This is a genomic window from Carnobacterium iners, assembly GCF_900177385.1.
In the GTDB taxonomy this organism is placed as follows: domain Bacteria; phylum Bacillota; class Bacilli; order Lactobacillales; family Carnobacteriaceae; genus Carnobacterium_A; species Carnobacterium_A iners.
This window is the reverse complement of record NZ_FXBJ01000002.1, coordinates 1,404,039-1,427,643: the sequence shown is the minus strand read 5'-3', so window position 1 is coordinate 1,427,643 and position 23,605 is coordinate 1,404,039. Positions and strand designations below refer to the sequence as shown.

At 34.1% G+C, this 23,605-nt stretch carries 16 protein-coding genes and 1 pseudogene; 4 read left to right on the top strand and 13 right to left on the bottom strand.

Annotation, left to right across the window (positions count from 1 at the left end; all coding sequences use genetic code 11):
* The first annotated feature begins 68 nt into the window (after positions 1 to 68).
* On the top strand, positions 69 to 893 hold the full coding sequence (locus B9Y54_RS06940; RefSeq protein ID WP_085559588.1) for an undecaprenyl-diphosphate phosphatase: 825 nt from the start codon (positions 69 to 71) through the stop codon (positions 891 to 893).
* Between the two features lie 148 nt (positions 894 to 1,041).
* Here B9Y54_RS06940 and B9Y54_RS06935 read toward each other — a convergent pair whose 3' ends face one another.
* The 4 genes from B9Y54_RS06935 to B9Y54_RS06920 form a co-directional block, all read right to left on the bottom strand.
* Positions 1,042 to 1,914, bottom strand: a complete 873-nt coding sequence (locus tag B9Y54_RS06935) for a MurR/RpiR family transcriptional regulator (protein WP_085559587.1) — start codon at positions 1,912 to 1,914, stop codon at positions 1,042 to 1,044.
* A gap of 113 nt (positions 1,915 to 2,027) precedes the next feature.
* Positions 2,028 to 3,509, bottom strand: a complete 1,482-nt coding sequence (locus B9Y54_RS06930) for a PTS transporter subunit EIIC (RefSeq protein WP_085559586.1) — start codon at positions 3,507 to 3,509, stop codon at positions 2,028 to 2,030.
* A 30-nt stretch (positions 3,510 to 3,539) separates the two neighbouring features.
* Entirely contained in the window at positions 3,540 to 4,427 is an 888-nt protein-coding gene (murQ, locus tag B9Y54_RS06925) for an N-acetylmuramic acid 6-phosphate etherase (RefSeq protein WP_085559585.1), read from the bottom strand.
* Positions 4,428 to 4,446: 19 nt separating this feature from the next.
* Complete coding sequence (locus tag B9Y54_RS06920; protein ID WP_085559584.1) at positions 4,447 to 5,508, bottom strand: DUF871 domain-containing protein; 1,062 nt, start codon at positions 5,506 to 5,508, stop codon at positions 4,447 to 4,449.
* Between the two features lie 372 nt (positions 5,509 to 5,880).
* Here B9Y54_RS06920 and B9Y54_RS06915 point away from each other — a divergent pair, with 372 nt between their 5' ends.
* On the top strand, positions 5,881 to 7,770 hold the full coding sequence (locus tag B9Y54_RS06915) for a heavy metal translocating P-type ATPase (protein WP_085559583.1): 1,890 nt from the start codon (positions 5,881 to 5,883) through the stop codon (positions 7,768 to 7,770).
* 56 nt (positions 7,771 to 7,826) lie between these two features.
* Here B9Y54_RS06915 and B9Y54_RS06910 read toward each other — a convergent pair whose 3' ends face one another.
* Positions 7,827 to 9,176, bottom strand: coding sequence for an aspartate kinase (locus tag B9Y54_RS06910; RefSeq protein ID WP_085559582.1), 1,350 nt, complete (start codon positions 9,174 to 9,176; stop codon positions 7,827 to 7,829).
* A gap of 271 nt (positions 9,177 to 9,447) precedes the next feature.
* On the opposite strand from B9Y54_RS06910, the gene B9Y54_RS06905 reads away from it, so the two are divergent.
* Positions 9,448 to 9,822, top strand: a complete 375-nt coding sequence (locus tag B9Y54_RS06905) for a DUF4828 domain-containing protein (RefSeq protein WP_085559581.1) — start codon at positions 9,448 to 9,450, stop codon at positions 9,820 to 9,822.
* 70 nt (positions 9,823 to 9,892) lie between these two features.
* Here the strand turns inward: B9Y54_RS06905 and B9Y54_RS06900 are convergent, their stop codons facing one another.
* The 8 genes and pseudogenes from B9Y54_RS06900 to B9Y54_RS06865 all read right to left on the bottom strand — a co-directional run.
* A complete protein-coding gene (locus B9Y54_RS06900) occupies positions 9,893 to 11,569 on the bottom strand; it encodes a peptide ABC transporter substrate-binding protein (protein ID WP_085559580.1) in 1,677 nt (558 codons plus the stop codon).
* Between the two features lie 198 nt (positions 11,570 to 11,767).
* On the bottom strand, positions 11,768 to 13,600 hold the full coding sequence (locus tag B9Y54_RS06895) for a glycoside hydrolase family 13 protein (RefSeq protein ID WP_234987865.1): 1,833 nt from the start codon (positions 13,598 to 13,600) through the stop codon (positions 11,768 to 11,770).
* Positions 13,601 to 13,624: 24 nt separating this feature from the next.
* Positions 13,625 to 16,060, bottom strand: coding sequence for a glycogen/starch/alpha-glucan phosphorylase (locus B9Y54_RS06890; protein ID WP_085559579.1), 2,436 nt, complete (start codon positions 16,058 to 16,060; stop codon positions 13,625 to 13,627).
* Between the two features lie 154 nt (positions 16,061 to 16,214).
* A complete protein-coding gene (gene glgA / locus B9Y54_RS06885; protein ID WP_085560531.1) occupies positions 16,215 to 17,654 on the bottom strand; it encodes a glycogen synthase GlgA in 1,440 nt (479 codons plus the stop codon).
* Between the two features lie 6 nt (positions 17,655 to 17,660).
* Positions 17,661 to 18,836, bottom strand: a complete 1,176-nt coding sequence (glgD, locus tag B9Y54_RS06880; RefSeq protein ID WP_085559578.1) for a glucose-1-phosphate adenylyltransferase subunit GlgD — start codon at positions 18,834 to 18,836, stop codon at positions 17,661 to 17,663.
* Positions 18,823 to 19,974, bottom strand: coding sequence for a glucose-1-phosphate adenylyltransferase (locus B9Y54_RS06875; protein WP_085559577.1), 1,152 nt, complete (start codon positions 19,972 to 19,974; stop codon positions 18,823 to 18,825). The genes glgD and B9Y54_RS06875 overlap by 14 nt, the downstream gene beginning before the upstream one ends.
* A gap of 55 nt (positions 19,975 to 20,029) precedes the next feature.
* Positions 20,030 to 21,958, bottom strand: coding sequence for a 1,4-alpha-glucan branching protein GlgB (gene glgB / locus B9Y54_RS06870; RefSeq protein ID WP_090005020.1), 1,929 nt, complete (start codon positions 21,956 to 21,958; stop codon positions 20,030 to 20,032).
* Between the two features lie 177 nt (positions 21,959 to 22,135).
* Positions 22,136 to 22,984: pseudogene (locus tag B9Y54_RS06865) on the bottom strand (YlbE family protein); the annotation flags it as partial.
* Between the two features lie 70 nt (positions 22,985 to 23,054).
* Between B9Y54_RS06865 and B9Y54_RS12790 the strand changes: the two are divergent.
* Positions 23,055 to 23,240, top strand: coding sequence for a hypothetical protein (locus B9Y54_RS12790; protein WP_085559575.1), 186 nt, complete (start codon positions 23,055 to 23,057; stop codon positions 23,238 to 23,240).
* The last annotated feature ends 365 nt before the right edge of the window (positions 23,241 to 23,605 follow it).

The following is a 23,605-nucleotide window of genomic DNA, read 5'->3' as shown; positions in this document are numbered from 1 at the left end:
ATGTTTGAGTAATATTAGGTATACTTATTTTTGTGCGTAATGAAAAATAAAAATAAAAGGAGTCCAATATGATCTTTATTGAGTTATTAAAAGCGGTTTTCCTTGGAATCGTTGAAGGTATTACAGAGTGGCTGCCAATTAGCAGTACTGGACACATGATTTTAGTTGAAGAGTTTATTCAACTAGATGCATCTGCAGCATTTAAAGAAATGTTTTTTGTGGTTATTCAACTTGGGGCTATTCTTGCAGTTGTCTTACTTTTTTTCCACAAATTAAATCCTTTCTCTCCTAAAAAAACAAGTACTGAGAAGAAAGAAACAATGTCTATTTGGTATAAAGTAATTATTGGGGTTCTACCAGCTGCCGTTTTAGGTTTTTTATTCGATGACTGGTTGAACGATCACTTGTACAATTACATCACTGTTGCTATCACATTAATTGTCTATGGTATTTTATTTATTGTTATTGAAAATCGTAATAAAGACCACAAAGGGACTATCCAAACTTTTAATGATCTGACCTATAAGACAGCCTTTTTAATTGGGATTTTTCAAGTTCTCGCACTAATTCCGGGGACATCTCGCTCTGGCGCAACTATTTTAGGAGCTATTTTACTTGGGTCTTCACGTTACATTGCAGCAGAGTACTCTTTCTTTTTATCTATCCCCATTATGTTTGGGGCAAGTGCATTAAAATTAGTCAAGTTTGGCTTTGATTTTACCGGCATGGAGATAGCTGTTCTACTAACGGGGATGATTGTCGCTTTCGCTGTTTCAGTCTTTGCAATCAAATTCTTATTAGGATATATTAAAAATAATGACTTTAAAGCCTTTGGTTGGTACCGTATTATTTTAGGTGTTCTCGTAATCGGTTATTTTGTTTTCTTTGATTAATAGCATAAAAGTAGCCTGATAATCTATCCATTTATGGTTTAAATAATACTAGAATTAATAAATAAAAAAAGCGTAAAATAGTCTATAGCTATTTTACGCTTTTTTGCGGAAAAAATTTAGTTCTAACTATCTTCTATTATTTTTCTTTTTATTTACTATCTTTTATTTTAAGATAATGAGTTAAACTTAGAATTGCATTTTTTGATTTTTCTAAATTTTCTATTGTTTTTTGATAATTTTTTGTAGCGAAGTCGTAAAACAATAAATCAATAGCGTACATTTGAGCCAATAAAGAAGCTGTCGCACCACTTCTTAATGGTGCTTCATGTGTATTAGCCGTCTTTAGTGAAATATCTGCAATTTGGCTTAATGAATTATTTGTGTCTTTTGTTAATGAGATTGTTTTTATACCAAGATTTTTTGCTATTGTCATTAGAGCGATTACTTCCTGTTTTCCTCCACTATTAGACACTGCAAAAAATACCGCATTTTTTGTAGCTACCGACATAGAGGTAGCTAAAAGATGTTGATCTTGTGAGCAGAAAACTGATTTTCCTAATCGACTAAACTTTTGCTGTAAATCCATCGCGACTAAATGTGAAGCCCCCAATCCATAAGTATAGATTATCAAACTTTCATTAAACCAAGAAGATGCTTTTGAAACATCTTTAGAAGATAAGCATTGATTTGTTTCTTTAAAGACATGGTGAGTCTGCAATAAAAACTTTTTTTTAATTTGCTCTAAATCTTCATCTGGCTGGATTTCAGTATACAGTTTTTCTTGAATACTTTGAGAATCAGCTGATAAATTTAACTTTAATTGAGTAAACCCTGCTAAGCCAATCGAGTGACAAAATCGAATAACCGCTGCAGAACTAGAGTCCGCTTTTTTTGCTAAACTAGAAGCACTCATTTGAATAACAGCGGTCGGATCTTCTAAGATTTTTTTCGCTATCTTTTTTTCTGATTCGGGTAGTTCACTTAGTTGTTCTTGAATTAAAAATAATAAATTGCTTTGCATAGAAAAACTCCTTTCTTAAGAAAAAAAAAAAGTCCTCTAAATGATTATTAGGAGGACTTTTGTTCATTTATTATCTTTATTTTACAACATTTATTTCAGTTAGGCCAATCTTATTATTTCTCAATCGATGGTAGCTCAGTTGCTTCCATAGCTTCTTTTGATACACCAAATAGATAGGTCACGATAAATCCACCAATATAAGCAGCTAGTAAACCTAGTACATATCCCCACCATAAATTACCAGAAATCAAAGGAATTAACGCAACTCCTGATGGTCCAATTGCAGTAGCCCCAATACCACCTATACCGCCAATGACTGCTCCACCAATACCACCACCAACACAAGCAGTGATGAATGGACGTCCTAATGGTAATGTAACTGCATAAATTAATGGTTCTCCTATTCCCAATATCCCAACAGGTAGAGAACCTTTAATCATATTTGTCAATTGTTTGTTTTTACGGCATTTAACCCAAAGAGCTAAAGCTGCACCAACTTGCCCGCCGCCTGCCATAGCTAAAATTGGTAAAAGTAATGTCATCCCTTGTGAAGCAATCATTTCTATATGGATTGGCGTTAAGACTTGATGTAGGCCAAACATGACCATTGGTAAGAATGTCAGTCCAAGAATAAAGCCTGAGAATGCTCCTCCGACATTTAGCACCCAAGTAATAGCTCCTACTAAACTTGAAGAAATAACACCAGCGATTGGCATAATTAAGAAAATAGTTACTAAACCAATAGCTAATAATGAAATAGTCGGAGTTACAATGACATCAATTGAATCTGGAATAACTTTGCGCAAAGCTTTTTCAACAATAGACAATAGGAATACTGCAAAAACAACTCCTATGATTCCACCTTGTCCAGCTACCAAGTCTCCTCCTGTAAAAATATTTGGCAATGGCATTTCAAGATTCATTCCAGTTAAGTAAACAACACCAGCAACCACACCACCTAAACCTTCTGTAGCCCCAAAGACTTTAGCTGCATTAATTCCGACATAGATATTCAAGAATCCAAATAATCCATTTTTAATGATATTTAACACAACAACGATTGTAATCCAATAATCTGCAGATATTTCTCCTGCTGTTAGCAAGTTTTGCAAGACTGAAGCAATACCACCAATAATACCAGCCCCCACAAATGCAGGAATTAATGGAACAAAAATATTAGCAATTGATTTTAGTGCACGTTTAAACGGTGTATTATTTTTTTTCTTTTGTTCTGCTTTTGTGAAGGCTGTTTTACGTTCAGCTTCTTCCCGTCCACTTACTCCATTATTTGATGTGCTATTTGTTGCTGAAACTTGAACGGGTATTGTTTCTCCTAGTCCCACACCTCCCATTTTCACCATTTCTTTAGCCACTTTATTTACAATACCAGGTCCTAAAATTACTTGAAGTGTTTCTTCTTCAACAATACCCAAAACTCCGTCAATTTCCTTTAAACCCATCATATCAACTAAAGTAGTTTCTTTGATATCCATTCTAACTCTTGTCATACAATGGATAATTTTACTTACGTTTCCCATACCGCCTACTTGTTCATAAATTTCTCTAGCTAAGCGTTGCTCTTTATTCTCTATCATTTTAAGTCCTCCTGTTTTTTTCTCATGACTCTAAATTGTTTTACGAATAAAACCATTTGCATTTGTTAATTTTTTTTCTGCCTCTTCTTTAGAAGAATGAGTTAATAGCATAACAATAGCTAACTTCACTTGCTGTTCTGCTTTTATAAAAGTTTGGCTTGCTAATTCATAGGAACAATTTGTTGCTTCCATAATAATTCGTTTAGAACGTTCTTCTAATTTTTTATTAGATGGTTTTACATCGACCATTAAATTCTGATAAACCTTTCCGATTCCAATCATTGCGCCTGTAGATAACATATTTAGGACTAACTTTTGAGCTGTACCTGATTTTAATCTTGTTGATCCTGTTAATATTTCTGGGCCTACTTCTACTTCGATTGGAAGCTGTGCGTACTTGCTAATCTCAGCTTGTTTATTACATGATATAGTAGCAGTCATCGCTCCAATCTCTTTAGCATATTTTAAACCACCGATTACATAAGGAGTGCGACCACTAGCCGCAATACCAATTACAATATCATTTTCAGATAAATCGATTTTCTTCAAGTCTTCTTTACCAAATTCTTTTGAATCTTCAGCTCCCTCTACTGCAACAGTCATCGCTTTCATTCCACCGGCAATTAAACCTTGTACCATATTCGGATTAACACTAAATGTAGGCACACATTCTGCTGCATCTAATACTCCCAAACGACCGCTTGTACCGGCACCTATATAAATTAAACGTCCTCCTTGATTAAATGATTTTATAATTGCTTCTACAACTTTAGTAATCTGTGGAATTTCATCTGCGACTTTTTCTGCCACTGTTTGATCTTCTTGATTCATAAGTTGCATCATTTCTAATACAGATAATTCATCTAAGTGCATTGTTTGCTTATTTCTTGTTTCTGTAGCTAATTTTTCTAAATTCATTTGATAAACTCCTCTTTTACTATTTATTTAACATAATTTCAAATGACTGCCCACCTTTGCACCATTTCAATAAAGAAAGGTCTTCCGAAACTATTTGAGCGACAACATTTACTTTCTTATCTCTCGATAAATCAGTTAAGCAAATTTGAATTTCTCCCATATACCGTCCATAGATTTGATTGTCAATCGTGATACTTCCCTTTCTTCTATTCAATGAATATTCTGGAATGATGTCATCTATTTTTTTCAATCTTGCATCAGCACTGCGTATGACATCTCTTGCTGCGTCCCATCTATTTTGGTGTAGACCAACCGCTAAAGTAGCATAAATAGATTGTTGTTCCGGTTCAGCAAATAAAAGCATCGTTTCTTTTATGAAATAGGACTGGAATTGCTTTTGTGTTTTCTTTTTTAAACCTGGTTCACCAATATAAATATCATCTACTAGACAATCAATTAATAATTCAATAGCTGCATCTAATGGATGACTATAACGATGTTTTTCGAGTGAAGGTAGTCCTTCAAAAAGAGGTCCCCTTAGTATATTGTCTCCTGGAACAAATGCTACTATACGAAATCCATGCTGCTTTAACCACTGATTTTTTTTTGTGAAATTCTCTTTGTCTAGACCAGTCTCTGGTCTAGGATAATAATTGTGCCAAGCTTCCAAATGGTTGAAATTTGCTCCTTCTCTTTTTAATTCAACTAAATCTGTTTCTGTAAGAGTACTAGCGTTCAAAGATACTTTCATGAAATGAGATAAATCACTAATTTGTTTATTGCTAACACCATAATCTATTCTAATTCCCTTTATCCCTATCGCTAAGATTTCTTGTGGTCTATCAAGAGATAAGCCTACTTTTGATAAGACAGAACCAGAAATATCTACCATAACGTCCATTTCTAATTCAGTTGCCCACTCTCCTAAGACTTTCAATCGTTTAGAGTAGTGTGCGCTTTCATCTTCTGGAATATGCAAAGATGAAAAAATACCTATAAATCCATGCTTTTTCATTGAAAGTAAATTTTTTTTAACGGTATTATTAAGATCTTCCCCGAGAAAAATTGAAGTTCCTAGCATACTATCCCACCTCAATGTAATCGTTTTATTTATAACTTAATCATAACACTTTAAAATAAAATTTCAACACGTTTTATTAATTAATTTTGAATTATTTTTAATCGCTATTAAAACAGTGATTAAAGAGGATTAATTAATATTATCAGGGAGATAATTTAAAATTATAAAAGAGGTTAAATATTATTTTTGTTAAAAATGAAATAAAATTTCATTAATTTTAGAATATAATCTTATATTTATAAAAGAAAACTATTTAATTATTTGTATTGATAACGATAATCATTCTCAGTTGTTTATAATCATTACAATCTAGCGAAGATTTGTGTTATGATAGATTCAAATCTAATGAATATAAAAAAAGGAGTAAAAGAGATGAGCCTATTATTTAAAGAAAATAAGCCTATGATCGCAACAATACTTAGTGGATTGCTCATTACGATTGGTCTGTTTTTTACATTTACTGACTATAGTACGATTGCAGCGCTAGTTTATATTTCTTCTTTTATTATTGGAGGATTCCATCAAGCAAAAGAAGGAATACAAGATACCATCCATAATAAAAAATTAAATGTTGATATACTAATGGTTTTAGCAGCACTAGGAGCTTCAGCTATCGGTTATTGGATGGAAGGAGCTTTACTTATTTTTATCTTTTCCCTCAGTGGTTCACTTGAAATTTACGCAACAAACAAAAGTACTAAAGCTATCACTGAATTAATGAACCTGACACCAGAAAGTGCACAGATGATTCAACCGGATGGTTCTATTAAAGAAGTACCTACTTCCTCTTTATCTATTGGAGATAAATTAATGGTTGCCAAAGGAACAAATATTCCTATTGATGGTATTTTACTAAGCAAAGAGGGATTAATCGATGAATCAGCTATTTCTGGTGAGTCTATTCCTTCAGAAAAAATTGCTGGCGAAGAAGTGATTGGTGGAACAATTAATTTACAAGAAGGAATTACCATTCAAGTTTCTAAAGATAGTTCTAATACTTTATTCGCTAAAATTTTAAGAATGGTTGATGAAGCACAGAGTACACCTTCTAAAACAGCTACCATGATTGAAGCAATTGAAAATAAATATGTTATCTCTGTGCTAATCTTTGTCTCAGTTATGATTGCTATTTTCTATTTCATCTTAAATTGGGGCTGGAACGAATCTTTCTATCGGGGCATGGTATTGCTTACGGTCGCCTCTCCTTGCGCACTAGTAGCCTCTGCTGCTCCAGCAACGCTATCTGCTATTTCAAACAGTGCTTGTAAAGGGATTTTATTTAAAGGTGGATCCTATCTTGAAAACTTTGGCCAAATTCGTGCCATTGCTTTTGATAAGACTGGAACACTTACAGAAGGAAAACCAGTTGTAACAGAATCATTCTTTAAGCCTGAAGAAGACAAACAAACGATTATAAATGTTTGTGTAGCTATGGAAAAAACTTCAACACATCCTATTGCTCATGCAATTGTCAATGCTTTTAGTGAAACAAGTAATCACGAGTTAGTTATTAAAGATTTAAAAGATCATACTGGTCACGGATTATCTGGTAGAGCGTACGGTGAAGAATGGAAAATTGGTAAAAAAGAGTATGCTTTAATAGAAAAGAACTCTCTTTTAATAAATAAAGCTGAAACGCTGCAAGAAGAAGGTAAAACCGTTATTTATATTAGTAAGAATGATCAAGTCGTTGCTTACTTCGGATTGATTGATACGCCAAAAGAAGAAGCCAAGCAAATGGTTGATTATTTTAAATCTCAAGGTGTTTATACAGTTATGATTACTGGTGATAACCCTGCAACAGCAAAAACAGTTGGCGCAATTGTCGGCGTTAACGAAGTTAGGGCAAATTGTTTGCCTGATGAAAAAGCTGAATTAATCAAAGAGTTAAAGGATAAGTACGGTTCTATTGCGATGATTGGAGATGGCATTAACGATGCACCTGCTCTAGCAAATGCTTCCATAGGAATTGCAATGGGTGCCGGAACAGATATCGCAATGGATGTTGCCGATGTCGTTCTTGTGAAAAACGACTTAAATCAACTGGCTTATAGCCATCAATTATCTAATCGCCTTAAAAAAATTACGATACAAAATATTATTTTTGCTGTCAGTGTAATTCTTATTTTAATTATTAGTAATTTATTTCAAGTTATTACTTTACCTTTAGGGGTTGTTGGTCATGAAGGTAGTACTATTCTAGTCATTTTAAACGGATTAAGATTATTAAAAACAAGCCCTACTTCATTCAAAATAAACTAAACAAAAAGCGGTCAGGATTATGTCCTAACCACTTTTTGTCCACTTTTTCAAAAAAACTACTCAAAAAATGCGTGATACAAAGCTTTAATAGCTTGTTCTTCTTGGTCTGCAGAAATACCAAACATAAAACTAACCTCAGATGCTCCTTGGTTAACCATTTCAATATTGATATGATTTCTGGTAAGCGCTGTTGCTGCTTTAGACATCGTACCACTATTTTGGCGCATACCTTCTCCTACAATCATAATTAACGCCAAGTTACTCTCAACTACGACGCTATCAGCTGAAAGTTCATTTTTTAATCGACTTACTAATAAGTGGTGTCCCTCTGTAGACAATTGATTTTCTCTGAGAATAATAGTTAAATCATCAATTCCTGATGGCATATGCTCATAACTCACTTTTTGATCTTCTAGAATTTCAAGAACACGACGACCAAAACCTATTTCACGATTCATCAAATATTTTTCAATATAAATACTACAAAATCCATTAGAACTTGCGATTCCAACCACTTCTTGATTAGTAAGTTGACGTTTTTTCAGAATAATCGTACCCGGTGCCTTTGGATTATTTGTATTTTTTATTTGAACAGGAATACCCTGTTTAAAAGCAGGATACAGTGCTTCATCATGTAAAACGGAAAAACCAGCATAAGACAATTCGCGCATTTCTCGATAAGTTAATTCTTTGATTCCACATGGATTCGTTACCACTGATGGATTTGCTACATAAATCGCATCTACATCCGTAAAATTTTCATATAAAGATGCTTGAACACCGTTCGCTAAAATTGCACCAGTAATATCTGAACCTCCTCGTGAAAAAGTGCAGATTTTTCCCGATTTAGTGTAACCAAAAAAGCCTGGGAAAATAATAATTTCTTTTATTTTGCGTAACTCATATAAATTAGTGTATGATTCAGCTAGAATCTGGGCATTACCTGGTTCCTCTGTTACATATAATCCTGCTTCTCTTGGATTAACGTAGCGAGCAGGTAGGCCTTCTTTATTAAAATAAGCTGCGATAAGTTTTGCGTTATTGTCTTCTCCACTTGCTTTAAATGCATCTAAATAATAATCTGAAGCTATCTTATCGCCATTCACTAGCAACAATAAATTAGCTTTTATTTCCTTTATTATCATTGAATCTAATTCCAATTCTTCAGCAATTATACGATAGCGAGACAACACTTTCTCAATCTTTTCTTCTATATCTTGCCCTTGTAGTGCTGCTGTACCTAAACTAATCAATAGGTCTGTTACTTTTTTATCTTTAGATGAACGTTTACCCGGAGCCGAAACAACGACTATTTTACGGTTTGGATCATCTAGAATAATTTTTAAGACCTTTTTTAATTGTTCTCCTGAAGCTAAAGAACTTCCACCAAATTTTATTACATTCATTAAATACACTTCTTTCTTTTCTTGACTTACGTTTCTTATTTTCTCTTTTTTTCGAAAAAGAATCAAGCTTTTCAAAAAATAATTAAATTCTTTATTCTAACCTTTAGAGTCAGTCATCAAACCATCTCAATATTATTATCAAATTGCAACTTTAGTCTCTATATATCTAGATAAAATAGCGTTATAATAATGATAACACTAATTGATTTTCTAGTTAACTCGCCAATGTATTATTTTAAGCCGCCACTTATTTTAAAAAGGAGATAGAAAAATGAAACGAAAATTGTTTATAAAATTATTCATCAGTTTTACACTTGTAAGTAAATTAGTTACGATTATAAATAAATTTCAAAAATCTCAAACGAAATTAGACCCTTTGAACTTTTTCATTGGTCAGTGGCATGTTTGTGATCCTGATTCATCCATTGAAATGTCTATTCAAATAAAAGAAAATCGGCAAATCTATCTAAATAGTCAATTAATGAACGGTCAATTAGTTTTTATTGAAAATGATAAAATAATTTTCAAGGATCATTTCGGCTATGAATTAATCGTTACTAAGACTTCACCTACTACGCTAAACTTATTTGATGAAGCTGACGAAAAAAACTACCAACTTGTTCGAGAAACTGAGCTATTATACTAATTCTTATTATCCTTTTAAAAATAAAGAACCTTAACCACATGAAGACTGTGGCTGAGGCTCTTTATTTTAATTATTCTGCTTCAATATAAGCATTTTTATACGTGTATTTTGCTCCTACTTGATGATTGTAGATATCTTTTACATTTGTTTTTTGCAATGTTGCTGCTGCTCTTTGGAAAAGAGGTGCAACTCCTGCTTCATCTAATAGAATTTTTTCTGCATCTAACAAGTTTTTCCAACGTTCGTCTACATTCGTAGCATTTTCATTCTTAGATAGTTCAACTAATTTATCAAATTTTGCGTTGCTATAACTTGATCTGTTGTATGGGCTATCTGTCATTAACAAATCAATGAAGTTTACTGGATCCGCAAAGTCTGCACCCCATCCACCTAAAGCGAAGTCATAATTTTGTTCAGTTTGTAGCTCTAAACGAACTTTAAATGGAACATTTTTGACTTTGATTTTTACGCCTGGTAAGCTCGTTTCAATCTGATCTTTCATGTATGCTGCAATTTTTTTGTTTGTTTCGTCATCGTCTCCAAGTAATTCTAGTTCTACGCTATCAACGCCGAGTTCAGCTTTTGCTTTTTCCCAATTTTCTAAAGCAGCATCTTTGTCATATGATAAGTAGTCTCCAGATTCTTCACGGAAATCTTTTTGTGTATTTGGATTTTCAGCTAAATCAGCTGGAACCAACCCTCCTAATACTTGAGAACCATTTGCTAGGATTTCATTAGCTAACAATTCTTGGTCAAATGATGTAGCAATTGCTTTACGTAAACTTTGGTTTGCTAAAGGTGTTTCTTCACCATTTTTCTCTTGGTTAAATTGCAGATAAGATGACCTAGCTTCTGTTTCAACGATATAATCATCGTTTCCTTGGAATTGTTTTGCAAACTCACCTGTTAAGTTTACACGATCCAATTGACCAGAATCATATAAGTTCAAAGCAGTTGAGGTTTCTTTGATAACTTCAACATTGATTTTATCTAAGATAACATTTTCAGCATCCCAGTAATCTTCATTTTTGTCGTATGACCAATTTAAGTTTGTTCCATCCCACTCACTAAAAGTAAATGGTCCGTTAAAAATCATTGTCTCAGCAGAAGTACCATAATTAGCAGCTTGTTCTTCAACAAAAGCTTGGTTTTGTGGGAAGAAAGTTGGAAATGCCATCAGTGAGATAAAGTATGGAACTGGTTTTTCCATCGTTACTTTAAATTCATAATCTCCTACTGCTTCTACTCCTAAAGTTTCTTTATCTACTTCGCCTTCCATGATTGCAGCTGCATTTTTGATTCCATCAAATAAATAAGAATAAGGTGCTGCGGTATCAGGATTTACAATTCTTTGCCATGCATAGACAAAGTCTTGGGCTGTTACAGGATCTCCGTTAGACCATTTTGCTCCTTCTTGTAATTTAAAGCTATACTCTAATCCATCCTCACTTATTACAGCTTCTTCAGAAGCAAGTGCCGGAATAGGCTGGCTGTCTTTGTCTAAACGATAAAGTCCTTCATTAATTTGGTTAAATACAGTAAAGCTGACGGTATCCGTCGCAAGAGCTGTATCCCCTGTAGGCAATTCAGCGATTTCAACTAAGTTTAAAACTTGCTCATCTGCTAAATTTGAATCATTCGATCCTTTTGAACTTTCTGTTGCATCGTTGCTCTCATTATTTCCGCATGCAGTCAATAAATTTGCTGTTAATAATACTGCACTTGCGTACCACCATTTCTTTTTCATATATCCAATCCCCTTTAGTTGTTTTTTTCAATCAAATTAGAATTAGATTCTATTTAAATGAGAACTTTCTAATAATATACAGGGAAAAAACAGATAAAGCAAGAGTTTTATCTGTTTTTTTTTTAATTATTTTTTTATTATTAGAATTAGGTTAGAGAAAAATTATATCTATAAACTTGTTTATTGGGGAAAACCTTATCAATATTGACTACTTTTCACTATTTTTATTCCTTGTGCTGAGATAATTTGATTTTCAATCGCTTGTCGTTTAAAAAAGCTTTTATAATCAAAATGATGATCTGAAAGGATATCTTTAGGTTTAAATTCTTGCTCTTTTTCTGTAGAATTAATTAAGACAAGAACATATTCCTCATCAGAAAGATACCTTAGAACCATAAATAAATAATGTGTTGAAAAAGAATAGAATGACCCCTCTACTAAAGCTTTTTGATTTTTTCTTAATGCAATTAATTGTTTAACAACTGATTGAGTATCTTTGTTTTCATTGCCCCAAGGATATTGTCGTCTATTATCGGGATCCATCCCTCCTTCTACACCAACTTCATCTCCGTAATAGATACAGGGTACTCCTGGAAGAACAAATAGCAATACTAGCGCTTGTTTCACTTTTTCACTATTTGATTGAAGAGCCGTAAAAATTCTAGTCGTGTCATGACTTCCAATATTGTTCAAATTATTTTTTAACGCTTCTGGTGGATAATTTTCTTTTAAATTCATACACATGAAGACAGCTTCTTGTGTCGTTGTTAGATTATCCAACAATCTGATGATGATATCTCTGAATGGGTAGTTCATTACACCGTGCATAATGCCTCCCTCAAGATAATGTCGTCGTTCTCCATAAGCAATTTTATTAGTCGCATCTTCCCATACTTCTCCAATTAAGACTAAATCGGCTGCAGATTTATCCATGCCTCTTCTAATTCCTAATAAGAAATCATCGCTTAGCTCGTCTGCCACATCAATTCTCCAACCGCCAATCCCCATTTTTGACCAATATTGAATAACACTTTCATCATTTGCATAAATAAACTCTTTTACTTTTTTATTTTCTTTATTGAGTGTTGGTAAATCCTTAATACCCCACCACGAACGAAAGTCAGTTGGAAAGTGATTAAATATAAACCAATCTTTGTAAGGACTTTCTAATGATTGGTAAGCTCCTAAACTAGGATACGTGTCAAACTGGTTAAAGTAGCGACTATCTGCCCCTACATGATTGAATACACCATCTAAAATAATTTTTATCCCTACTTTTTCAGACTGTGCAATTAATTCTCTAAATTGTGCTTCATCTCCAAACATGGGGTCGATTTTCATGAAGTCAGCTGTATCGTATTTATGGTTGCTACGCGCCTCAAAAATGGGATTAAGATATAAAATAGTTATCCCCAACTCAACTAAATAAGGCAATTTTTTAATAATACCTAATAAATTTCCGCCGAAAAATTCCCAACGGATGATTTCGCCTGCTTCGTTTTTTATATATAAAGGTAAATCTTCTTGAGTAGCATAAATAAACGAATTTTTTTTACATTCTTTTATTTCTCCGTTTTCATTGCCGTTATAAAATCGATCTACAAACAATTGATAAGCTACTCCATTTTGGTACCATCCTGGAGCTGGATCGTCAAAAAGATAACTCGTTAATTGATACTGCTTAATATCTTCTTTCTCGTAATAAACAATTCCTTTTCCACCAAGATTGCATTGATTGTTTCCGTAGTAAATCGTTCTTACATGGCTGTTTTCTTGATATTCAATTTTAAAATGGTAGAAGTACAAACCACTACCATTCGATGTGGTGAAAACAGTTTTAAACCTTATCTGATTTATAGGCGTCATTTCGATTTGAAAACTTTCACCAAAATCTTTATGAATGATCAAATAAATAGTTTCAATACCATCTAATTGACAATCCAACTGAAACTGTATGTCGCTTCCGATTTTGACCGCTCCAAATGGCGATTTATACTCTTCTTTCCATGAATGATACGTTATTTTTTCCACACTAAATCCTTTCTTGTCTACCAATTAAATAGGTTCAGTCAAAAATAGTTTCTGATGTACATCTATCAATTGAGAATCTATTTTCCAAATTTCTTCAGCATACCGTTGAATTGTGAAGTCAGCTGAAAAGGGTCCTGAGCTCGCGATATTCATGAGCGATTTTTGATTCCATTTTGTTTTATTTTGATACAATAAATCGATTTCTTCTTGTGCTTGAATATAACTATCAAAATCTTTTAATAAAAAGTACTCATCATTATGATAAACAAGTGAATCGAAAATAACACGGCCTTCCATTTCAATATCCGGAATAGTTCCATCAATAAGCGTATTTAAAACTTGCTTTAATCGTGGATTCGTTTCATATATTTCTCTTGGATGATACGAGCCATTTTTATTGAGGATTTGTACTTCTTGATCGTTTAAGCCGAATAAAAATAAGTTGTCTTCTCCTACAAAATCTCTTATTTCTACATTAGCTCCATCTAGTGTTGCAATAGTTAACGCACCGTTTAACATCAATTTCATGTTACTTGTCCCAGATGCTTCTTTACCCGCTAGCGAAATCTGCTCGCTAACTTCAGCAGCTGGAATAATAAGTTCAGCTAAAGAAACACCATAATTTTCGACAAAAACAATTTTTAATTTATCGTCAACTTCTTGATCGTTATTGATTAATTCAGCAAGAGCATTAATCAATTTAATAATTTGTTTTGCATAAGAATAACTTGGTGCAGCCTTTGCCCCAAAAATAAAGACACGCGGTTGAATAGCTAATGTTGGATCTTCTTTAATCTTCAAATACCGGTCAATAATATGCAAGACATTTAATAATTGCCTCTTGTAAGCATGCAACCGTTTAATTTGCACATCGAATAAAGCTTCAGGGTTTATTTCAATACCCATCTCATTTTTTGTATATGCTGCAAATTTTTCCTTGTTTACTAATTTAATGGTTCCTAACTTATCCAATGTTTCTTGGTCAGCAATGAAGGCTTTGAAAAGTTTTAATTCAGCTGGATTCGTTTTCCAATCGGTTCCAATTTTACTGTCAATCAACTTTGTTAATTCTTCGTTTGCTAAATGCAGCCAGCGTCTTTGAGTAATACCATTTGTTTTATTATTAAACTTGGCTGGATACATTTGATAAAAATCGTTCAACACATCATGCATTAAAATTTCAGTATGCAATTTTGCTACTCCGTTAACACTATGGCTACCAACGATGGCTAGATGAGCCATTTTGACGTAGCCATCAGCAATAATGGCTGTTCGATAAGTCAGATCTGAACCATATAAGGATAATTTTTTTTCAATATGTCTACGATTAATTTCTTCAATCACTTGATAAATACGTGGCAGTAACTTTTTAACCATATCAATCGGCCATTTTTCCATCGCTTCTTGTAAAACAGTATGATTAGTATAACTCATCGTTTTTTTAGTAATTTCCCAAGCCTGTTCCCAACTCAAATCTTCTTCATCTAGAAGAACGCGCATCAATTCTGGGATTGCTAGTGATGGATGAGTATCATTGATATGAATTGCTATTTTATCTGGAAAGTTTTGCCATGAAAGTCCTGTTTGTTTATAATATTGAATGACGCTTTGAATGCCGGCTGAAGTAAAGAAATATTCTTGACGCAAGCGAAGAGTTTGCCCTTCATGATTGGAATCATCTGGATACAATACTTCTGTAATTTGATTGACTTGTTCTCTCTCGGCGATTGTATGGTAGTGAATCTCTTCTTCTGGTGGAATTTCAGCAGACCAAAGGCGTAAATTATTTATGACGTCATTTTGATACCCAACCATTCCTGTATCATAAGGTACGGCTAAAATATTTTGTGTATTGAAATAAGTTGGCTTCAAATGGCCATTAGCTGCTTCAACTAAGCCGACTTGACCACCAAAACGAACAGTTACTGCTTTATTTTCTTTGCGAACTTCCCAGACATTTCCATTTCTTAACCAGTTATCCGGTAATTCAACTTGATAACCATCAACAAATTTTTGTTGGAATAATCCATAGCGGTAGCGAATACCGTTTCCGTTTCCTGGCAGGCCTAATGAAGCAATTGAGTCCATAAAGCAAGAGGCTAAACGTCCTAATCCACCGTTTCCAAGACCAGGATCAACTTCTGATTTTACAATTTCTTCAAAATCCAAGCCCAAATCTACTAATCCATCTCGTACTGTATCTAAAATACCTAAGTTTAATAAATTACTTTTCAGCATTCGACCAGGTAAAAATTCGATTGAGAAATAATAAACTTGTTTGACTTGTTCATTTAAGTACTTTTTATTGGTTTTATTCCAATCGTCTGAATATGAAAATCTCAGATAATTTCCTAGAGCAGTGTATTGTTGGATTGCCGTTGAATTTTTTATGTCAAATGCATACATATTTTCAAATGTTTGACTAAATTCTTCTTTGAATCGCTTCTTTGTTAAGTCCATTTTCATCCTCCATTCTCATTGAAAAGTCAACGCACTTATTTTTTAGAATAAAAAGTCCTATCTTTGAGTAAGGTCACAAGACTTCTTACAACTACTCAGTAATCAGGACTTTTCATAATTTATTGTGCATATCAATCTATGAGTTTCAGTTTTTTTATTCGTGTCCTATTAGAGATTTATAGTGCTTTATATAAACTTCTGTAGACTTCTTCCAGCTGTTGTCTTGAATCATAGCTTGTTTGATTAAGGCTTTCCATTGTTTAGGTCTATCGTAATAAACCGTAATCGCTTGATCAATCGTTTCCATCATCACGTGGCTGCGGTAATCATAAAAGCTAAATCCTGTTCCTTCACCCGTTATAGTATTATACGGTATAACAGTATCTTTTAGGCCACCTGTTTCATGAACAATTGGCAAAGTTCCATATCTAAGAGAATACAACTGCGATAAACCACAAGGTTCGAACGCTGATGGCATAATAAACAAGTCACTACCCGCATATATTTGCTGCGCTAAGTTTGTATCAAAGTCAATAATCGCTTTGAATTTTTCTGGGTAACGCCAATTAAAGTAACGGAAACTATTCTCATACTCTGTTTCACCTGTTCCTAAAATTAATACTTGAATATCACGTTTCATCAACTCATCCATCTGTTCACACAATAAATGACAGCCTTTTTGAGCAGTTAACCGACTAACCATTGCCATCAGGGGTACGGTCGAATCAATGGGTAAACCAACTTTTTCTTGTAAAAGAGTTTTATCTTTTGATTTGCCACTCAACTCTTTAACAGTAAAATGATGTTGAATTTTTTTGTCTGTTTCAGGATTGAATTCATCATAGTCGATGCCATTTAAGATTCCACTCAACTTATACTTGTTTTGACGTAAGACTCCATCTAAATTCTCACCAAAATAAGGCGTTTGAATTTCCTTTGCATAAGTTGGGCTGACCGTTGTTACTTGATCCGCAAAAAATATTCCACCTTTTAGTACGTTTACATCTTCATAATATTTCAACCCGTTTTCGTGGTAAGTATTGTATCCAATGCCATACCAGTCTGACAAGACAGCTTGACTATATATCCCTTGAAATTGAAGATTATGAATAGTCAGGACTGTTTTAATTTTTTGGTATTCTTTTATCCATTGGTATTTATCTTTTAATAATACAGGAATAATCGCTGTATGCCAGTCGTTTAAATGAAGGACATCTGGGATAAAATCAATTTTTTCCATCATTTCACAAACGGCTTGAGAAAAGAAAGCGAATCGCTCCCCATCATCATCATAGCCGTATAGGTTAGGACGATCAAAATAAGACAGATTATCAATAAAATAATAGGTTACTCTATCTTTAACCAATCGTTTCAACCCACAAAATTGATTTCGCCAACCCACTTTCACTTCAAATGACAAGACATCCTCTAGTTTATTTTTGTATTCTTGGGGCATTGTCGTGTGAAAAGGTAAAACAACTTTAACATCAACTCCTTGCTGGATAAGCTCTTTTGGCAAGGCGCCAGCAACATCTCCTAGTCCACCTGTTTTAAAAAATGGTGCGCACTCTGCCGCTGCAAATAGTACCTTCATTGTCATTTAGACTTTAACTCCTCTCTCGGGTTCAACAACCGTATTTTTCTTAATCACTTTAATATTATTTGCTGTACCTTTTAAGTGAACGCCTTCTCCTATTTTTACACCCTTATCAAGAATAACGTATTCCAAAGAAGAGCCTGAGCCAATTTGACTTCCTTGCATCACAATTGAATGGTTGATTTTAGCATCTTTAGCAATCGTCACTTTACGGAAAATTAATGAGTTTTTCACTTCTCCTTCAATTAAACAATCACTAGCAAATTGTGCATTTTTAACTTTTGCATCTTTCGAATAAAAGGTAGGGGCGCCATTTTTTACTTTTGTAATAATTGAATCCTCTCTAGTCAATAACGCATTGTAATTTTTTTCATTCAACATATCCATATTCGCTTCAAAATAACTTTGAATACTATTAATATTTTTCAAATAGCCAGTATATTCATAGCCAACTACATTTATTTCGTCTAAATGGTCTTTAAATAAAAGCATCGTTTCACTTTTCAGTTTACCTTTACCTGCTTGAGTTGCTAATTCAATAAATTTTTTCGAAGTCATAATGGCAATATCCATATTTACAGGTGCTTTATTTATACTAGATTCCAGTTTATCAAATGAAACTAAATTTGTGACCCGATCCGTCGCTTGACCTTCAAATAAAAGATAGGTCTCGTCTTCACTTTTGTTACAAGAAGATTGAACCATGTTTTTATAAACAACGGTTACATCAGCCTTTTTTTCTTGATGGTAACGCAAAAGTGCTTTGATATCGATGTTGCACAACATTTTAGTGCCCATCATAACAACGTATTCTGATTTTGAACGGATAACGTAATGAATTTGGTCGTGGTAAAAGCTATTAATTTGACCTGCTTTCCCCATCTCTACCGCTTCTCTTATAGCTGTTTCGGTATGTGGGAACAGACCGCCACCAATGGATGAATCTAAGCCCCAAGAATACCCACTACGAATGTGATCATGCAACGAACGGCCATTTCCTGCTATGAAAAAAGCAGCTGAATTAATAGCAGCACTATGGAGACTAGTAAACGGAAAGTCAATCAGGCGATAACGACAGCCGAAAGGTAAAGACGAAATGGAACGCTTTTCCGTTAAAGGTAAGAGTTTTGAATCCTCCTCTTTTAAATTTAAAATGGCGCTAATCTTATTTTTCATCATCTGTTAGTCCTCCAATCTCTTCGTTATATCCTACAACCATAATTTCTTTTTCTTTGCCGACAAGGTAAGCTCCGTCATGTATTTTAGCGTTGTCGCCAATAATAGCATATTTAATCGTCACATTTTCTCCAATTGTGACACCTGACATAACAATACTATTTTCTACAATCGATCCTTTTCCTACTTTGACATTATGGGACAAAATAGAATGAGTAATTTCACCAGCGATATAACATCCGTCAACAATCATTGCATCGGTTACGTTTGATGTTTCTGTCAAGAATTGAGGGGGAGCTGATGGATTTTGAGAATAAATACGCCAATCTGAATTTCGAATGTTTAGTGCATGAGTCGGATCTAAAAATTCCATATTCGCTTCCCATAGGCTTTCAATTGTTCCGACATCTTTCCAGTAATCTGTGAAAGCATAAGCAAAAATATTTTCTCCATTTCCTAAATAGGCTGGAATAACATCTTTACCAAAATCTTCTAGCTCTCTTCTTTTTGATTGATCTTCGTCTAGGTATTTTTTTAATAAAGCCCAATCAAAGATATAAACACCCATTGAAGCTAAATTACTTTTAGGCTTCTCAGGTTTTTCTTCAAATTCAATAATGCGATCTGTTTGATCGGTATTCATAATACCAAAGCGAGGGGCTTCCTCGATAGGAACAGGAATAACACCCACTGTTAAAGCCGCTTTTTTTGATTTATGAAAATCTAACATTCTTTGATAATCCATCTTATAAATATGATCACCTGAAAGAACTAATACGTAGTCAGGATTATGCTGGTCAATAAAGCTACTATTTTGATAAATAGCATTTGCTGTTCCTTTAAACCATTTTTCACCATCGACACTTGCATACGGCTGGAGGATTGTTGCCCCGCCACTATGCACGTTTAGTCCCCATGCTTCTCCGTTGCCCACATGTTTATTCAATTCTCTAGGTTGGTATTGTGTTACAACACCAACATTTTTAATGCCAGAATTGACACAGTTACTCAAAGCAAAATCAATAATCCGATATTTCCCACCGAAAGGAACGGCTGGTTTAGCTATTTCTTTTGTTAGTTTACCTAGACGAGAACCCTGTCCACCTGCTAAAATCATCGCTAACGTTTCAATTTTTCTCATATTACTCGAAAAGAGCCTAGTCGACACGACTCTTCCTCTATCCCCCTTTTTAGATTTAATCAGCTTGTGGTACTCCTTTTATCCTTTTAGGTCTTAAAATCACAACGCTCATAGCTGGAATAATGAGTTCTATGTGATTATTTTGCCGGTTTAGAGGCTCATTGACTGTTTTTAGTAGGCCTTGGTCTTTTGTCCACACGCCCCCAAATTCACTCATTTCAGTATTTAATAATTCTTCATAACTGCCTTCAAATGGAACCCCTACTTTGTAATTAAGTCGTTCAATCGGCATAAAATTACAAATAACAATTAAAAAATCACGTGCTTTTTTACCTTTTCTAATAAAAGTCAATATACTTTGCTCGCTATTATCGGCATCTAATATCTCAATTCCTGATGGATCATGGTCTACTTCCCATAATGCTCTTTCTTTTTTATACAGCTCATTGATTGTTTTTGTGAAATAATGGTGTTTATTATTCATATCGTCTTCCAGACTCGTCCATTCTAATTCAGAATGAACACGCCATTCTAAAAATTGGCCAAATTCATTGCCCATAAAATCTAATTTTTTACCTGGGTGAGTCATTTTGTAAACTTCCATCACGCGTAAACCGGCAAACTGATTGTAGCGATCTCCGGGCATTTTATGCATCAATGATTTTTTTCCATGGACCACTTCGTCATGAGAAAAAGGTAAAATAAATTGCTCATTGAACGTATACATAAATGAAAAGGTAATTAAGTTAAAATGGAATTTCCTTTGATGTGGTTCTAATTCGAAGAATCTTAGGGTATCATTCATCCACCCCATATTCCACTTGTAACTAAAACCTAAACCTCCTTGATCTACAGGCGTTGTTACATCAGACCAAGCTGTACTTTCTTCAGCAATCATTAGCGCTTGTGGGTGACGATATAAAATGGCTGTATTTAATTTTTTAATAAAGTCAACACCAGCCATATTATGATTGCTTCCATCTTCATTTGGCGTCCAAGGGCCTTCATCATAGTCTAAGTACAACATGCTCGAAACGGCATCTACTCTCAATCCATCTAAATGAAACTGTTCTAGCCAAAACAAAGCATTAGAGATTAAGAAACTCTGTACTTGTGTTTTTCCAAGATCAAAATTCATCGTTCCCCATCTAAAATTTTGCGCTTTATTCGTATCTGTGTATTCAAATTGAGCTGTTCCATCAAAATAAGCCATCCCATAATCGTTGCGGTTAAAATGACCTGGAACCCAGTCCATTATGACGCCTAAGTGTGCTTGATGAGCTGCTTCAACAAAATTTTGAAATTCTTCCATTGTGCCATATTTAGATGAGATAGCGTAATAGCCTGTTAATTGGTAGCCCCAAGAAGCATCAAGTGGGTGTTCCATTAATGGCATAAATTCAATGTGTGTATATCCCATCTCTTTTACGTACGGGATGAGCTCGTCTTGTAATTCAGTTAAACTATACCACGAGCCATCAGCATGGCATTTCCATGAACTTAAATGAACTTCATAAATAGTCATTGGACGCGTTGTATGAGCGTATCTTTTTTTATTAGCCATCCATAAACTATCTCGCCATTTTTTTTGTGGCAAATCTTTTACGACTGATGCGTCTTTAGGCCGCACTTCAAAAGCATATGCATAAGGATCAATTTTTAACTTTGATTCGCCATTCGCTTGTTCAATTAAATATTTATAACAGTGTCCTTCTTGTGCAACAGCTGTGAAAACTGTCCAAGAACCAGTTTTGTTTACTCTTTCCATTTCTAATCCATCAGTCCAACTACAAAAATCTCCTACTAGAGAAACTTTTTTTGCATGAGGTGCCCATACAGTAAATCGAAAACCTTCAGTCCCCTCATAAATTTCATAAGAACAACCTAACGACAAGTAGCTATCAAAATGTTGACCTGTATTGAATAAATACATTTCTTTTTCTAATAATGCTTGATTTGTTTCTTTATTCACTTGTTTAACCAATTATTGGGACCCCTTTCTGAAAAAAAAGATAAGAAAACTATACACTCATTATTTTATCATTTTTAATTCATAATAACACCATTTATCCCTCATCTTATCTAATTAAATGCTTATACCTATTAAAAGTCAGACGTAGCAAGATATAAAACGCTATCAACTTTATATATACTCGTTTTTGTTACCGTTCTCTTTTCGTGAAATTATTTTATTTCCTTTTATATTTATGAGAATTTTTTCATTAACTGTTCCACCAATTAGAGGAACAATTTTAGGGGCTGTTGCCATTGCATAGCCACCGATTCCATAAGTTTCTGTGATAGCACTATCCCCAATATCCGAGCCAGAATCTTCCGGTTTATAACCAGTAAAAATTGGTCCTACAACTTTTTGAGCGGGTCCTGTAGACCAAGTATTGCCTTTCATACAACTAACACGGATACCAAACTCAACTCCGTTACGAGCCATTGTTGTAACAATTCTGCTGTTCTCGATACCATGTGCTGCATCTAGTGCACACTTACATAAAACCATCCATGTAGGACCAGAGAAATAGTCACTACTTGCTACAAAGTCAAAGACTTTGATTTTTTCTTTTAATGAATAATCTATTTTAACAATATAAAGTGTCAAAGCTTGGATTAACAAAGTTGTTCCAGCAACGTTTCTGTTGTGACTCTCGTCTCCCATCTGCAATGCTGAAGAAAGAAACAAGCGTAAATCGATTCCTTCTGGACATAATTTCATTGCGTCACCTAATACCGGTCCAAAAACATCTTTCATCCAAACTAAGCGATCGATAACACTTTGATCATTAGCACCGAAGCGTAAGATTTTAGACACCTGTTTATTTAAGTTAGTAAACGCTAGGTTTCTGTAAGTTTTATTTTCAACAATATGCATAAACATTGAAGCGGAAGTTACACCAACACACTGGTGCTCATGATATGGTAAGAACATAATTTTGCCCGATGCGGCAACTTCTTCTGCTTCAACTAAATCTGCAGTTAAGCCTTCAAAAACGATTGCGTCAATAGACTTTTAACTTGGTTGGCCAATGTAGACTATTGTTGGGAATGGGTTTCCAAAGAAACAACCAGTGATTGAAGATAATCCATTTGCTAACATAATATTTCTGACCTTAAGGCCATCACCAGCTGTTGTAGATTCGATGTTTTATAATGTAAAGATAAAGTTTGCCACACCTATTGGAATAGCTGAAGCTAAGAAAAAGGCTGCTGGAGGGATACCTCCAAACAATTCTTTTAGTTGTAGAATTGGGTAAGAGAAACCAAGTGTGTCTGCTCCTGAAACAATTTCTGCAAAGTCTATTTGTCCAAATGCCCAAGCTAAGATTGTACTAACTGTTAAAATTAAGAAACCAGTCGGATTTTTAGGAAAAATAGATTTTTTACCAAACAGTTGATGAAGATAATAGCTAAGGCAACAAAAGCAACATAAGGTGCTTCAAATTACTTCAGCCACTTCTTTAACTAACCTGGCTGACTTATATGGTGTCAACTTATCGTTATGGTGCACAGCTTATGAGCTAAAAGTAGACTTTCAAGATTCTTTTTCTCTTGACTTATTGGAAGCTGCTCACTAAGAAGAAAATAAAACGAAAAAAAATCATAAAACATTTTTAGTCTT

What these genes read in the sequence shown, in the direction of transcription:
- B9Y54_RS06940 (WP_085559588.1), top strand. Translation starts at nt 69, where the DNA reads ATGATCTTTATTGAGTTATTAAAAGCGGTTTTCCTTGGAATCGTTGAA.
- B9Y54_RS06935 (WP_085559587.1), bottom strand. Translation starts at nt 1,914, where the DNA reads ATGCAAAGCAATTTATTATTTTTAATTCAAGAACAACTAAGTGAACTA.
- B9Y54_RS06930 (WP_085559586.1), bottom strand. Translation starts at nt 3,509, where the DNA reads ATGATAGAGAATAAAGAGCAACGCTTAGCTAGAGAAATTTATGAACAA.
- murQ (WP_085559585.1), bottom strand. Translation starts at nt 4,427, where the DNA reads ATGAATTTAGAAAAATTAGCTACAGAAACAAGAAATAAGCAAACAATG.
- B9Y54_RS06920 (WP_085559584.1), bottom strand. Translation starts at nt 5,508, where the DNA reads ATGCTAGGAACTTCAATTTTTCTCGGGGAAGATCTTAATAATACCGTT.
- B9Y54_RS06915 (WP_085559583.1), top strand. Translation starts at nt 5,881, where the DNA reads ATGAGCCTATTATTTAAAGAAAATAAGCCTATGATCGCAACAATACTT.
- B9Y54_RS06910 (WP_085559582.1), bottom strand. Translation starts at nt 9,176, where the DNA reads ATGAATGTAATAAAATTTGGTGGAAGTTCTTTAGCTTCAGGAGAACAA.
- B9Y54_RS06905 (WP_085559581.1), top strand. Translation starts at nt 9,448, where the DNA reads ATGAAACGAAAATTGTTTATAAAATTATTCATCAGTTTTACACTTGTA.
- B9Y54_RS06900 (WP_085559580.1), bottom strand. Translation starts at nt 11,569, where the DNA reads ATGAAAAAGAAATGGTGGTACGCAAGTGCAGTATTATTAACAGCAAAT.
- B9Y54_RS06890 (WP_085559579.1), bottom strand. Translation starts at nt 16,060, where the DNA reads ATGGACTTAACAAAGAAGCGATTCAAAGAAGAATTTAGTCAAACATTT.
- glgA (WP_085560531.1), bottom strand. Translation starts at nt 17,654, where the DNA reads ATGAAGGTACTATTTGCAGCGGCAGAGTGCGCACCATTTTTTAAAACA.
- glgD (WP_085559578.1), bottom strand. Translation starts at nt 18,836, where the DNA reads ATGATGAAAAATAAGATTAGCGCCATTTTAAATTTAAAAGAGGAGGAT.
- B9Y54_RS06875 (WP_085559577.1), bottom strand. Translation starts at nt 19,974, where the DNA reads ATGAGAAAAATTGAAACGTTAGCGATGATTTTAGCAGGTGGACAGGGT.